This window comes from Streptomyces sp. NPDC046335 (assembly GCF_055587985.1).
Window position 1 is genome coordinate 483552 of sequence record NZ_JBVJFF010000001.1, and the last position, 12567, is coordinate 496118.

Here is a 12567-nt window from a genome sequence, read left to right on the forward strand (position 1 = left end):
GGCGGCCCACGCGGGGAAAGCTCGTCGCGGGGCGCGGGAGGGCTGCGGTACCCTGACGCCATGCGTGCCGTACGCCTTCTGCTTAGCGGGCCGCGTTGATCAGTCCCGACCGCCGGTGAACCGCGGTCGGAATCGGCGCGGCGTCCCCTCCTGTGCGAGGGGCATTTTTATTTGACCCGCACGGTCAATTCCGCAGGCAGAGACGATCGATGGAGCTTTGAGGATCATGAGCGAGACGAATTCTGCTGCCGCCTCCGAGGTGGCCGCGCCGCACCGCTACACGGCCGCCCTGGCCGCTGAGATCGAGGCACGCTGGCAGGACTTCTGGGACGCCGAGGGCACCTACGAGGCGCCGAACCCCAGCGGTGACATGGCCGCGCGGGACGAGGCGGAGGCCGCGCTGGTCGCCAAGCCCAAGAAGTTCATCATGGACATGTTCCCGTACCCCTCGGGTGCGGGCCTGCACGTCGGCCACCCGCTGGGCTACATCGCCACGGACGTCTTCGCCCGCTTCCAGCGCATGACGGGCCACAACGTCCTGCACACCCTGGGCTTCGACGCCTTCGGCCTGCCCGCCGAGCAGTACGCCGTGCAGACGGGCACCCACCCGCGGGTCTCCACCGAGGCCAACATCGCGAACATGAAGAGCCAGCTGCGCGCGCTGGGTCTGGGGCACGACAAGCGGCGCTCGTTCGCCTCGATCGACCCCGAGTACTACAAGTGGACCCAGTGGATCTTCGTCCAGATCTTCAACTCCTGGTACGACGCCGACGCCCGGAAGGCCCGCCCGATCGCCGACCTGGTCGCGCAGTTCACGAGCGGTGAGCGCCCCGTACCGGGCACCACGCGCGCGTGGAGCGAGCTGGACGCCACCGAGCGCGCGGAGATCCTGGGCGAGTACCGCCTGGCCTACGCCTCCGACGCGCCCGTCAACTGGTGCCCCGGCCTGGGCACCGTCCTGGCCAACGAGGAGGTCACCGCCGACGGCCGCTCCGAGCGCGGCAACTTCCCCGTCTTCAAGGCCAAGCTGCGCCAGTGGAACATGCGCATCACCGCCTACGCCGACCGGCTGATCGACGACCTGGACGGGCTGGACTGGCCCGAGGCCATCAAGCTGCAGCAGCGCAACTGGATCGGCCGCTCCGAAGGCGCCCGCGTGAGCTTCCCCGTGGGCACCGAGGGTGACGCCATCACCGTCTTCACCACCCGCCAGGACACCCTGTTCGGCGCCACCTACATGGTCCTGGCGCCCGAGCACGAGCTGGTCGACAAGGTCGTGCCCGCCGCCTGGCCGGAGGGCACCCACGAGACCTGGACCGGCGGCCACGCCACGCCCGCCGAGGCCGTCACGGCGTACCGCGCGAGCGCCGCGGCCAAGTCCGACGTGGAGCGTCAGGCCGACGCCAAGGAGAAGACCGGCGTCTTCACCGGCGTCTACGCCACCAACCCGGTCAGCGGCGAGCAGGTCCCGGTCTTCATCGCCGACTACGTACTGATGGGCTACGGCACCGGCGCGATCATGGCCGTCCCCGCCCACGACAGCCGCGACTTCGCCTTCGCGCGCGCCTTCGGCCTGCCGATGCGCTGCGTGGTCGAGCCGTCGGACGACCGCGGCACCGACACCGCCACGTGGGACGACGCCTTCTCCTCCTACGAGGCGAAGCTGATCAACTCCGCGAACCAGGAGATCTCCCTGGACGGCCTGGACGTCACCGCGGGCAAGGCCCGCATCACCGGCTGGCTGGCCACGCGCGGCATCGGCGAGGGCACCGTCAACTTCCGCCTGCGCGACTGGCTGTTCAGCCGCCAGCGCTACTGGGGCGAGCCCTTCCCGATCGTCTACGACGAGGACGGCGTCGCCCACTCGCTGCCCGAGTCCATGCTGCCCCTGGAGCTGCCGGAGGTCGAGGACTACTCCCCGCGCACCTTCGACCCGGACGACGCGGACACCTCCCCGGAGACGCCGCTGTCCCGCAACGACGACTGGGTCAACGTCACGCTGGACCTGGGCGACGGCCCCAAGAAGTACCGCCGCGAGACCAACACCATGCCCAACTGGGCCGGTTCCTGCTGGTACGAGCTGCGCTACCTGGACCCGCACAACGACCAGAAGCTGGTCGACCCGGCCGTCGAGCAGTACTGGATGGGCCCGCGGGCGGACCGGCCGACCGGTGGCGTCGACCTGTACGTGGGCGGCGCCGAGCACGCCGTCCTGCACCTGCTGTACGCGCGCTTCTGGTCCAAGGTCCTGTTCGACCTGGGGCACATCTCGTCGGCCGAGCCGTTCCACAAGCTGTACAACCAGGGCATGATCCAGGCCTACGTCTACCGGGACAGCCGCGGCTTCCCGGTGCCCGCGACCGAGGTCGAGGAGCGCGACGGCACGTTCTTCTTCGAGGGCGAGCCGGTCAAGCGCGAGCTGGGCAAGATGGGCAAGTCCCTGAAGAACGCCGTCACCCCGGACGAGATCTGCGACGAGTACGGCGCGGACACCCTGCGCCTGTACGAGATGGCGATGGGTCCCCTGGACGTCTCCCGCCCGTGGGACACCCGCGCGGTCGTCGGCCAGTACCGCCTGCTGCAGCGGCTGTGGCGTCTGATCATCGACGAGTCGACCGGTGAGGTCACCGTCGCGGACACCGCCGAGGCCGACATCGACGAGGCCGCCCTGCGCGCCCTGCACAAGGCGATCGACGGCGTGCGCCAGGACCTGGACGGCATGCGGTTCAACACCGCCATCGCCAAGATCACCGAGCTGAACAACCACCTGACCAAGGCCGCGGGTCCGGTGCCGCGCTCGGTCGCCGAGCGCCTGGTGCTGCTGATCGCGCCGCTGGCCCCGCACATCGCCGAGGAGCTGTGGCGCAAGCTGGGCCGCACCGACTCGGTCGTCCACCAGGACTTCCCCGTCGCCGACCCGGCGTACGTCGTGGACGAGGCCGTGACCTGCGTCGTGCAGATCAAGGGAAAGGTCAAGGCGCGCCTGGAGGTCTCTCCCGCCATCTCCGACGAGGAGCTGGAGCAGGTGGCCCTGGCCGACGACAGGGTCGTCGCCGCGCTGGACGGCGCCGGTATCCGCAAGGTCATCGTGCGGGCGCCGAAGCTGGTGAACATCGTTCCCGCGTAGCCGGAACCGCCCCGCGGGGGCGGCATGGGGGTCATCCCCTACGGGCAGGTTGGGGGTTCCGCTGGAACCTCTGGCCTGCCTTCTCCGTTTACGGTGGGAGGACGGTCGCAGGAGCGGACGCGAATCGGAGAGGGGCGTCATGGAAGCCGTGGGCGCAATCGTGGCGCTGCTCGTCGTACTGTTCCTGGTGACGGGGATCTACGCGACGGTGAAGGTCGTCAAGGCGACCAAGCGGGGAGTCGACCGCACCATCTCGGAGGCCCGCCGCACAGTGGAGGACACCACGCTGCGGGCGAGGAGCTTCGCGCAGGTCGGCAGCGCCGCGCAATTGGCGCAGCTGCGCCTGTCGTTGCGCACGTCGATGCGGGCCACGCAGGACGTGCTGCGCGCGGGCGCGGTCGAGGACAATTCGCTGAAGGAGTCCCTCGGACTCTTCGACCGGCTCAGCGCCCATGGGCACGAGCTGGACGATGAGCTGCGGCGCCTGGAGCGGGACCCGGACAAGGCGGCCCTCGCCGCGCGCCTCCCCGAGCTGCGGGAGCGCACCGAGCAGATCACGAAGGCGGCGGACTCGCTGCGGTGGGTGGCGCGCGACCGCGCCCACCGGTTCGCCAACGACGACCTGGACTCGCTGAGCACCCAGATCGACTTGGAGGCGGGCGCCCTGCGCCACTGGGCGACGGAGCCCGTGCCGGAGCAGCCGCCCGCTGCGTGGCCGGAGCCGGCGGCGCCCGGCAAGGCCTCCGAGCAGACCTGGTCCGAGCCGTCCCCCGCCTCCGCGCGGGAGACGCAAGAGCCGCAGCGGCCCGCGATCACCCCGCCCAAGCCGCCGGTCACCTATCCGTGGGAGAAGCAGGCCAAGCCCGAGAGCACGACCTGAGCCGCCCGTGACCCGGCACGTCGCCCCGGGGCAGGGTGAGCGGGGGCCGGACTGCCGCCCCGCCGGTCAGACGGGTAACCTCCAGCTCATGTCCCGCCATGTCGCGATCGTCACGGATTCAACGGCCTATCTGCCGCAGCGGACGATGGACCGGCACAGCATCACCGCGGTGCCCCTGACGGTGGTCCTTGGCAGTCGGGCGCTCGAGGAGGGCACCGAGATCTCCGCCCGCTCCCTCGCCCAGGCCTTGCAGAAGCGGAAGCCGGTGACGACGTCCCGGCCCAGCCCGGAGGTCTTTGCGGAGACGTACCGGAAGGTCGCCGAGGCGGGCGCCACGGCCATCGTCTCGCTCCATCTGTCCGCCGAGTTCTCCGGTACGTACGACGCCGCGGTCCTCGCGGCGAAGGACGCGCCGGTCCCGGTGCGGGTCGTGGACACCGGAATGGTCGCGATGGCCCTCGGCTTCTGTGCCCTCTCGGCGGCGGAGGCCGCCGAGGCGGGAGCCTCGGCCGAGGAGGCGGTGGCGGCGGCCGAGAAGCGCGCCGCGGGCACCTCCGCCTACTTCTACGTCGACACCCTCGACTATCTGCGCAGGGGCGGCCGCATCGGCGCGGCGCAGGCGCTTCTCGGCTCGGCGCTGGCCGTGAAGCCGCTGCTGCAGCTGGACGACGGCCGCATCGACATGCTGGAGAAGGTCAGGACGGCGTCAAAGGCGATCGCCCGCCTCGAAGAGATCGTCGTGGAGCGCGCGGGAGCCGGCCGTGTCGACATCGCGGTCCATCACCTGTCCGCGCCGGACCGCGCGTCGACCCTCGCCGACCGCCTCCGCGAGCGGGTGCCGGGCCTGGCGGACCTCCACGTCAGTGAGGTGGGCGCGGTGATCGGGGCGCATACGGGGCCGGGGCTGCTGGGGGCTGTGATCTCGCCTCGGTAGGCGGGGCGCGAAACCCCTCGTGCGGGTGACGGAGTTATCCACAACTGGCCGGTGATCCACGGGTTTTGCCCAAGATCATCGCGATCGGGCGATGCTGCCTAACGTCGTCGGTATGACTCTTCGATCTCCTTCCCGGACACCTCACGTGACCTCCGCGGCCCGGACGCCTCGGGCGCCCTCCGCGACGAGCGGCCCCGGCCGCGGTCCCGCATCCGACGGCCGTGCGCAGAGCCGGCACGCCCGAGGCAGGGCCCGCCGCAGGCGTGCCACCGTGGAGGCCGTGCGGCTGCGCGCGGAGAACCTCTTCCCCGAGCCACAGCCGCCGCCCGCCTCGGCACGGCTGGACGTAGCGGCTGCTGGTGAGGCACATGCGCCGCCGTGTGTGCCCGGGCCACAGTGGGCGGGGAAGGCCGTGCCTGCCGAATTGCCCGAGGTGAGAAGTGCGCCGGAAGGGGACGCCGAGCAGGAGCCCGACACCGATGGGCAGGCGGTGGCGGGGCGGCCCTCGCGTCGGGAGCGGGCGGGGCTCGCCGTGCGGGAGCGGCTGCCGGTGTGGCTGCAGTCGCGGTGCGGCCTGGAGCGGCGAGGCGTCGTCGCGCTCGTCGTGGTCCTTGCCGTCGCCGCGGTCTTCGCGGCGCAGCACTTCTGGGCGGGGCGTACGCAGTCGGTGCGGCCGCCTGACGTGGTGCGTGAGGCGGGCGGCGCCCGTGAGCGCGGTGCGGAACCGGTTCCTTCGCCGGGTGCGGCGCCGAAAGGGGGCAGCACGACTGCGGCCGGCGGTGTCGCGGCGGCCGGTGCGCAGGGCGGCCGGGTCGTCGTGGACGTCAGCGGAAAGGTGCGTCACCCAGGGGTGCAGCGGCTGCCCGCCGGCTCCCGGGTGGCCGACGCGCTGCGGGCCGCCGGTGGGGTCCGGCCCGGTGTCGACCTCGGTGGGCTCAACCGTGCGCGGGTCCTGCTGGACGGCGAACAGGTGGTCGTCGGCGCCCCTGCCGTGCCGGCCGCTCCGGGCGGGACCGGCGCGGGTGGGACCGGTGCGGGTGGCGCCGGAGCCGGCGGGGCGGCGGCTGCCGCGGGGCCGGTCGGGCTGAACACGGCGAGCGCCGCGCAGCTCGACGAACTGCCGGGCGTCGGACCGGTCCTGGCTCAGCACATCATCGACTACCGCACCGAGCACGGCGGTTTCCGCTCCGTCGAAGAGCTCCGCGAGGTCAACGGCATCGGTGACCGGCGGTTCGCCGATCTCCAGGATCTCGTACGGCCATGATGCCGGGCACCGGGGCCGGGACGGCGCGCGAGGCGGTCCACCTCTCGTCGGGCAACCACCTGGGCGCCTCGCATCCCCGGCAGGAGGGACCGGTCGACCTCCGCCTCGTGCCGCCCGCGCTGGCGGCGTGGGCGACGGCAGCGCTGATGCTGGACGCCCCACCCCGATGGGCGGTCACGACGGTCGTGGCCTGCGTGGTGGTGGCCGGAGCCCTGCTGGTGGCGCGGACGGCGCGTGCGGCGCGGGGGCCGTCGCACGCCGTATCGGAGCGCGGGAGAACGCCGGGGCGACGCCCCCTCTGGGGACGGCTGACGGTGGCGGCCGTGCTGCTGTGTACCGCGGCTTCGGCCGGCTCCGCGGCGCTGCACGGGGCGGACCTGCGTCGTGGACCGGTGCCCGCCTCGGCGAGGGAGTACGCGGAGGTGGAGGCGGAGCTGCGGGTCACGTCCGATCCCCGTCGCACCCGGCCCCGCACGGCGAGCGCGCACGCGATGCCGCCCGCCGTGTTGCTGGACGCCGAGGTCGTGCGCCTCACGAAGGCTGACGGGTCGGAGTCGGTGACGCGGGCGCCGGTGCTGGTCATCGTGCGGACGGAAGGAAGGACTGAGGACGGGGGCACGAGTAGGGCCGCGGAGGCGCCTCCGGGCGGGGTCGCGGACAGAACGGTGAGCTCGGCGTCGGAGGCGCGGGGCAGCGACGCGCGGGGGAGCGACGCGCGGGAGCCCGAAGCCGGGGACCCCGGCAGTAGTTCCTGGCTCGCTCTGCTGCCGTCGACGCGGCTGCGGGTGCAAGGGCGTCTGGCGCCGCCGTTGCCGCAGGGAGGCAGGGCCGCGGCGGTGCTGCGGGTGTCGGGGCGGCGGGCGCCGCACGTGATCGGGCCGCCCTCCCGGGCGCAGCGGCTCGCCGGTGGACTGCGGGCGGGGTTGCGGGAGGCCACGGACGGACTGCCGGCCGATGCCCGGGCGCTGCTGCCGGGGCTCGTGATCGGGGACACCTCGCGGGTGCCCGCCGAGTTGGAGCAGGCGTTCCGGGCGACGGATCTGACTCATTTGCTGGCCGTCAGCGGCGCCAATCTAAGGCAAAGAGATGGGTTGCATACGGAGAGGGCCCGTTCCTCGTGAGGGAGGACGGGCCCCTGAGGTGCAGCTATGTGCTTGTGACCTCGTCGAGCACCCGCAGCACATCATCGAGCCGAGAGGTCAAGCGTTCAACCTGGAGCAGGAGGGATGTGCTGTTGAGTTGGGCCAAGTCTGACGCCCGTACGAGTTCGAGGTCGCGGCGCGCGAAGTCGATGGTCGAGGCCTGCGACTGGGATAGGCGGATGGGCTGCTCGGTCATAGGGGGGCACCTGTCAGAGCTGTGGGGCCGGGGGAAGATCGCAGGGGGTTGAGGTCATGCTTGGGCACGTCATTGGCCTATGCAATGGGATATGCCCGGGGTCACTCGAACGTGTGCACTATTCGCACGGGATCCACAAAGGGGCCACATGATCGACAAATGTAGGGTAGACCCTGCATACTTTTGATCATGAGCCAGTGAGCGTAGACGCGTGCCGCGCTCCACTGAATCGCCAGACTGGGTCCTCATCCGGCGACGGACCATCGGCGCAAAGATCCGCTCCGCCCGCGAGCACGCCAACCTGACCCAGCAGGCCGTCGCTCTGGCCATCCCTATGGATCGGGCCACCTACGCGCGTATCGAGCAAGGCCACGCATCGCCCCTCCTCGACACCCTCATCCGGATCGCCGACGCCCTCGACGTCCCGCTCCGCGACCTCGTGTAGGCACCGCGCGCCTACGCCCCCCTTGCCTTCGCCCGCGCCGCCCGCAGCGCCTCGCTCTCCTCCATCGGTCGCTGACACGCGCACGTGCAGTCCGACTCGGGGCCGACCACGAGGAGCGTCCCCTCGATGGCGACGGCGGACGTGAGCGCGCAGAGATGCGCCTCGTCGGTCCGCCCGTCGAGGAGCAGGAGCAGACACGGCGTGCAGGGCAGAGGTACCCGCTCCCCGGGACAGCTGGACACGTGGATGTACCCCGGGACTGGCGGCCCCGATGTGGTCTCCCACATACAGGGCTCGCACTCCTCGACTTCTTCACGGACCGTATGGCCGCATCGCCCGCAGAGGGGAGGGGAGTGGAATGGTGGGGTGGCCATGAGTCCTCCGGTCGATGGGGGTAGGCGGCCGCTCTCCGCGCATTCAGAGCGGCCGCCCGTTCCCGCTAGCGGCTCCGACATAGCCACGGGCGGGGGTCTCAGCTGGCCTGCGTCTCGCCTGAGCGGCGCGGCCAGTCGATGCGCTGGTAGACGTGCCGGTGCCCCCCGGTGTGCTGCGGCGGGAGGGTGCACCGGAACTCTGCTCCCTGCTTTCGGATGTGGCAGATGCAGGGGATCACGACGCGGTCGCTCATCGCCGCGCCTCGCGCAGCGTCGCAGAGAGCGCCCGCCGGGTGGGGCACGCACGCCAGTTCGCCGCGCACCTGCCGCACCCTCCCAAGTGGTCCAGCAGCGCGCGGTACGCCAGACCGGCGACGGACTCCGCCACTGCCGCAGTCCCTCTGGACTCGCTACGCTCGGCCATGTCGACTCCTTACCGGTCGGCCACGCCCTGGGGCCGGTCACGCGGTCGCCAGGGCTTTCACGCCTCACTGTTCAGGAGTGGCCGTAACCCTTCCTCCCCCGCGCGGGTATACCCATGATGGGTAGGGATCCCCGGAGTTGCCGCCACAGGCAGTGACCGCACGGAAGAGTGCTGCGCATGACCGGATACAGGCCGCCGACCGCTCTGCCCGTATGGCTGCTGGAGGATCCCGAGCTGCGTGCCGCCATCGAGTGCCACGACTTCGGATCCGTCTTCCGGCTCGCGCGCCAGCGGGCGGGCATCAGCTACTCACAGATCGCGGCGGAGTGCGATATCAAGCCGGACCGCGTGGGGACCCTCGCGCGAGGCCAGGGCAAGGTGGCATCCTTCGACAAGATCGTCACCATCAGCGACGCGCTCCGTATCCCGGGCCTCATGCTGGGCTTGTCCGAACGCCCGTGGGAACGCGCGCAGGGCAGCGATACGGAGGAGGACCTGTTGCGGCGCCGTCGTCTGCTAGCCGCTGGGCTGGCCGTCGCCATGCCCGCGCCGCACGGCCGCGTCGGGCAGTCCACCGTTACCCGTCTACGTGAACGCACCGCCAGACTGCGGCGCCTCGATGAAGTCCTCGGGGGCGGCGACACCTATTCCGTGTACACCGCCGAGTACCAACGCACCAAGGCACTGCTGCGCGAGGCAAGTTACGACGAGGCGACCGGCCGATCGCTGCTGTCCCTTCTCGCCGAGCAGGCACAACAGGCCGGATGGGCAGCTTTCGACGGAGGCCGTGCGGCAGACGCGACCAGCCTGTACGAAGCCAGCCGAACCGCCGCCCTGGACGCAGACGATGGCAGCCTCGCGGGGAATGCGCTGGCGTTTCTGGCCTACCAGCGGCTTGGCGGGGACCGAAGAGCCGGGGCCGAGATCGCGGGCCGCTCGACGGAGGCGATCGACGGACGCACACCCGCCGGCGTGCGGGCGCTCTTGCACGAGCGGCGAGCGTGGGCCTGCGCTGTAGCCGACATGCCGACCGAGGCAGAGCGGTCACTGGCCGCGGCAAATCACGCACTGGACGATGTGGCCGAGCAGCCTCAACCCGACTGGGTAGCGTGGGTGGACCGCACCGAGTTGGACATCATGACGGGCCGGTGCTGGGCCGAGCTACGCCGCCCCCTGCGGGCCGTGCCCGTCCTGGAAGCCGCCCTCGCCCGCTACGACGACTACCACGCACGGGACAAAGCCCTGTACTCCTCCTGGCTGGCTCAGGCATACGTGACGGCCGGGGAGCCAGAACAGGCGGCGGCCGTGGCCAGCCGCGCCCTGACCTTGGCGGACGGTGTGGCTTCGGTGCGACCGCGGCAGCGCCTGGCGCCGGTCCTGGCGGAACTGTCGGGTAGGCATGGGTCCCTGCCCGCGGTCGCCGAAGTGGTCGAGCAGGCCCGCAGCTAGTCGGCGGGCGTGGTGGACGAGCGGATCCACTTCAGGCAGGGCTCGGCGCCGGACACGATGGGCGTGGCGCACACCTCGGGGTTCTTCCACGGGTGGTTGTCGACGAGGTGCTTCTCCAGCTCTGGGTAGCGCTCGGTCGTGGTCTTCAGGAGCAGCTGCCACTCCTCACCGGTGCCGAACTCGCCGTTGTGCCAGAACACGCTCGTCACGGGGCCGATGATCTGAGCACCGGCGGCGAGCCGGTCGCGCACTGCGGTGCGCGCCAACTCCACGGCGGCGTCACGGGTTTCTGTCGCGGTTGATACCTGCACGTAGTCAGCCATGACGGTGAGGGTAGCCGCCTGTGGGCATGACGAAAGGCCCCCACCGCCCGAAGGCGATGGGGGCTCTGTCAGTACTGGCGCCGGGTGGGGTCGAGCGCGGCCTGTGGGCTGGGCTCGGGGTCGGGATCCGGTGGGGGTGCGCCGTCACGGCGGCACACGAGGGCGGCTGGGTCGTCAGCGGGCGGCTGGAGGCTGTACCCGTCGGGGCAGGTCTGCCCGTCGCGGCCGTCGTCGCCAGCGGGCCCGGCCTCCCCCTGTGGTCCAGCCGGGCCGGGCTCGCCCTGCGCACCGGGCGGGCCTGCCACTCCCTCTGCGCCAGATGCGCCCGGTTCACCGTCGGCCCCGGGCTCGCCGACGCCGTCCGTGCCGTTGGCCCCGGCGGCGCCCTTGTCTCCCTCGGCCCCTGGCTTTCCGCTCGAGCCTACGGGTCCTGGTTCGCCGGGCTCTCCTCGAGGACCGCGGGGCCCGACGACTGAACGGCCGGCGTCGCCGCGGCTACCTGGCGGACCCGTGATGGGCTTTGCTCCGAGGCCCTGGACCTGCCGCGCGAGGGTGTCGCGCGCGCCGTTGGCGGTGCGCAGGTCGTGGGAGAGCTGCGACGTCTGCCACCAGATGTACGCGACGAGGAGCGCAAGCAGCCCGCCCAGGAGCAGCGCAACGGGGTCCCGCCGGGCGGGCCTATGCGTGCTCATCAGGCCCCCCGATTGGCGTTGTAGAGCTGGATGGCCAGGAGCAACACGGGCACGACGAGGGAGAAGAAGATCAGGCGGCGGTCCGCGAGCCGCTGGCGCTCCCTTTCCGCTGCCTGCTCCTCCAGTTTTGCCACGCGGGCGACGAGGGTGGTGTGCCGCTCGTCCTGTGCTTCCTGGCCGAGACGGTGGATCTCGTTGTCCACCTTCAGCGCGACGAGCGTGACGACGCCGTGGATGTCCTCCTTCAGGTCCTGGCGGACGTCCTCCAGGCGGCGGACGACTTCCCCGGTAGTCGGCTCATCGGTCACGCGTAGGGCCTCCCCTCAGTTCAGATTGAGGTAGGCCGGCGCGGGGTGTCCGCCGTGGCGACGGTCTCGGTGAGGCCGGGGCCGACAGGTCCGCCGCTGGTGACGATCGCGGTCAGGACAGCGACGAGGGAGGCCAGGCCGCCGACCGAGACCACCTCTCCCCAGTCGACGTCGAGGATGCCGATGCCGTCCCCGGCCATCAGCGCGAGGGAAGACTGAGCGAAGGTGCGCACCGCGCGCTCGGCGGTGGCCTTCCAGAACGCGATGGTGCCCATGGTCAGACCCCTTTCTTGATGGCGGCGACCTCGCCCCGCAGCGAGGAAACCTCCGCGCGCAGCTTGGTCACCGCGTCGTAGATCTCCCTAAGGAAACTGATCGGCTTCCAACGCGGGTTGGTCTTCGCGGTGGACGAGGTGGACGGGGCGGGCGCCTTGTCCTGGTCCCACACCGCGTCGAAGACGTCGGCCTTGTCCATGTCGAGCTCCTCACTGTTCGGGCGCGGTGCGCCCTGCTGGGCCCAGGCGTAGATGGCGTTGCCGGGGCAGGTGGTGGCGTAGCCGTCGCGGTGCCCGCCGAGCCACGCACCGGCCGGTCCGCTTCCGCGGCAGTAGTCGATGGCGTCGCGGGCGCCGTGCAGCTGCGCGTCGGTGGGCTCGGTCAGCCCGGACGAGCCGACGAGGAGGCAGATCGCGTAGTCCTGCTCGTTGAGAGATGTTGAGCCGTTCGCGCTGTTGCGGCGACGCAGGCCGCGGCCCTCGTACACGGAGCCGTGCGTGCAGACGATGAACGAATAGCCGATGTCGGACCAGCCGTTGCCGTCCATGTGCTGCGCCTGGATCTGCCGGACGTAGGCGGCGCACTTCTCGTGCGGCCGGTCGCTGTAGGCGGAGCCGAGGTAGTGGAGCTTCACGCCGCGGCGGGCGCGGCTATACGGCGTCGCCCCGTTCGGGGTGCGGTAGGCGCGCGCACCCCACTGGGTGCGAGAGATCAGCTTCACGAAGCCTCCGGG

The 12567-nt window shown here is 71.5% G+C and carries 14 protein-coding genes and 1 pseudogene; 8 read left to right on the top strand and 7 right to left on the bottom strand.

All coding sequences use genetic code 11. The annotated features are described in order from the left end of the window. Positions 1 to 226: 226 nt before the first annotated feature. The 5 genes and pseudogenes from leuS to ACZ6JY_RS02060 all read left to right on the top strand — a co-directional run. Positions 227 to 3127, top strand: coding sequence for a leucine--tRNA ligase (gene leuS / locus ACZ6JY_RS02040; protein WP_469191262.1), 2901 nt, complete (start codon positions 227 to 229; stop codon positions 3125 to 3127). A 139-nt stretch (positions 3128 to 3266) separates the two neighbouring features. Next, complete coding sequence (locus ACZ6JY_RS02045) at positions 3267 to 4007, top strand: hypothetical protein (RefSeq protein WP_469191264.1); 741 nt, start codon at positions 3267 to 3269, stop codon at positions 4005 to 4007. Between the two features lie 88 nt (positions 4008 to 4095). Further along, positions 4096 to 4941: a DegV family protein gene (locus ACZ6JY_RS02050; RefSeq protein ID WP_469191266.1), complete on the top strand. Its 846-nt coding sequence runs from the start codon at positions 4096 to 4098 to the stop codon at positions 4939 to 4941. A 433-nt stretch (positions 4942 to 5374) separates the two neighbouring features. Next, positions 5375 to 6205 carry a ComEA family DNA-binding protein gene (locus tag ACZ6JY_RS02055; RefSeq protein WP_469191267.1) on the top strand — a complete coding sequence of 277 codons (831 nt, stop codon included), beginning with the start codon at positions 5375 to 5377 and terminating at the stop codon, positions 6203 to 6205. Continuing rightward, positions 6205 to 7278: pseudogene (locus tag ACZ6JY_RS02060) on the top strand (ComEC/Rec2 family competence protein); the annotation flags it as partial. The gene ACZ6JY_RS02055 and the pseudogene ACZ6JY_RS02060, both read left to right, overlap by 1 nt. Before the next feature lie 73 nt (positions 7279 to 7351). Here the strand turns inward: ACZ6JY_RS02060 and ACZ6JY_RS02065 are convergent. Then, on the bottom strand, positions 7352 to 7543 hold the full coding sequence (locus ACZ6JY_RS02065) for a hypothetical protein (RefSeq protein ID WP_469191269.1): 192 nt from the start codon (positions 7541 to 7543) through the stop codon (positions 7352 to 7354). Positions 7544 to 7754: 211 nt separating this feature from the next. Here ACZ6JY_RS02065 and ACZ6JY_RS02070 point away from each other — a divergent pair, with 211 nt between their 5' ends. Further along, positions 7755 to 7988: a helix-turn-helix domain-containing protein gene (locus ACZ6JY_RS02070; protein WP_469191271.1), complete on the top strand. Its 234-nt coding sequence runs from the start codon at positions 7755 to 7757 to the stop codon at positions 7986 to 7988. A gap of 11 nt (positions 7989 to 7999) precedes the next feature. Here ACZ6JY_RS02070 and ACZ6JY_RS02075 read toward each other — a convergent pair whose 3' ends face one another. Beyond that, entirely contained in the window at positions 8000 to 8230 is a 231-nt protein-coding gene (locus ACZ6JY_RS02075) for a hypothetical protein (protein ID WP_469191273.1), read from the bottom strand. A 382-nt stretch (positions 8231 to 8612) separates the two neighbouring features. After that, positions 8613 to 8786, bottom strand: coding sequence for a hypothetical protein (locus ACZ6JY_RS02080; protein WP_469191275.1), 174 nt, complete (start codon positions 8784 to 8786; stop codon positions 8613 to 8615). 177 nt (positions 8787 to 8963) lie between these two features. On the opposite strand from ACZ6JY_RS02080, the gene ACZ6JY_RS02085 reads away from it, so the two are divergent. Then, positions 8964 to 10235 carry an XRE family transcriptional regulator gene (locus ACZ6JY_RS02085; protein ID WP_469191277.1) on the top strand — a complete coding sequence of 424 codons (1272 nt, stop codon included), beginning with the start codon at positions 8964 to 8966 and terminating at the stop codon, positions 10233 to 10235. Here the strand turns inward: ACZ6JY_RS02085 and cutA are convergent. Continuing rightward, positions 10232 to 10558, bottom strand: coding sequence for a divalent-cation tolerance protein CutA (gene cutA / locus ACZ6JY_RS02090; protein ID WP_469191279.1), 327 nt, complete (start codon positions 10556 to 10558; stop codon positions 10232 to 10234). The genes ACZ6JY_RS02085 and cutA overlap by 4 nt on opposite strands. Before the next feature lie 26 nt (positions 10559 to 10584). Between cutA and ACZ6JY_RS02095 the strand changes: the two genes are divergently transcribed. Continuing rightward, the gene (locus ACZ6JY_RS02095) at positions 10585 to 11034 is read left to right on the top strand and encodes a hypothetical protein (RefSeq protein WP_469191281.1); all 450 of its coding nucleotides are present in this window, start codon (positions 10585 to 10587) and stop codon (positions 11032 to 11034) included. Between the two features lie 215 nt (positions 11035 to 11249). Here ACZ6JY_RS02095 and ACZ6JY_RS02100 read toward each other — a convergent pair whose 3' ends face one another. The 3 genes from ACZ6JY_RS02100 to ACZ6JY_RS02110 are packed head-to-tail and all read right to left on the bottom strand — an operon-like array spanning position 11250 to position 12555. Next, entirely contained in the window at positions 11250 to 11558 is a 309-nt protein-coding gene (locus tag ACZ6JY_RS02100; protein ID WP_469191283.1) for a hypothetical protein, read from the bottom strand. Between the two features lie 20 nt (positions 11559 to 11578). Beyond that, a complete protein-coding gene (locus ACZ6JY_RS02105) occupies positions 11579 to 11833 on the bottom strand; it encodes a holin (protein ID WP_469191285.1) in 255 nt (84 codons plus the stop codon). Positions 11834 to 11835: 2 nt separating this feature from the next. Continuing rightward, entirely contained in the window at positions 11836 to 12555 is a 720-nt protein-coding gene (locus tag ACZ6JY_RS02110; RefSeq protein WP_469191287.1) for a peptidoglycan recognition protein family protein, read from the bottom strand. Positions 12556 to 12567 lie beyond the last annotated feature (12 nt).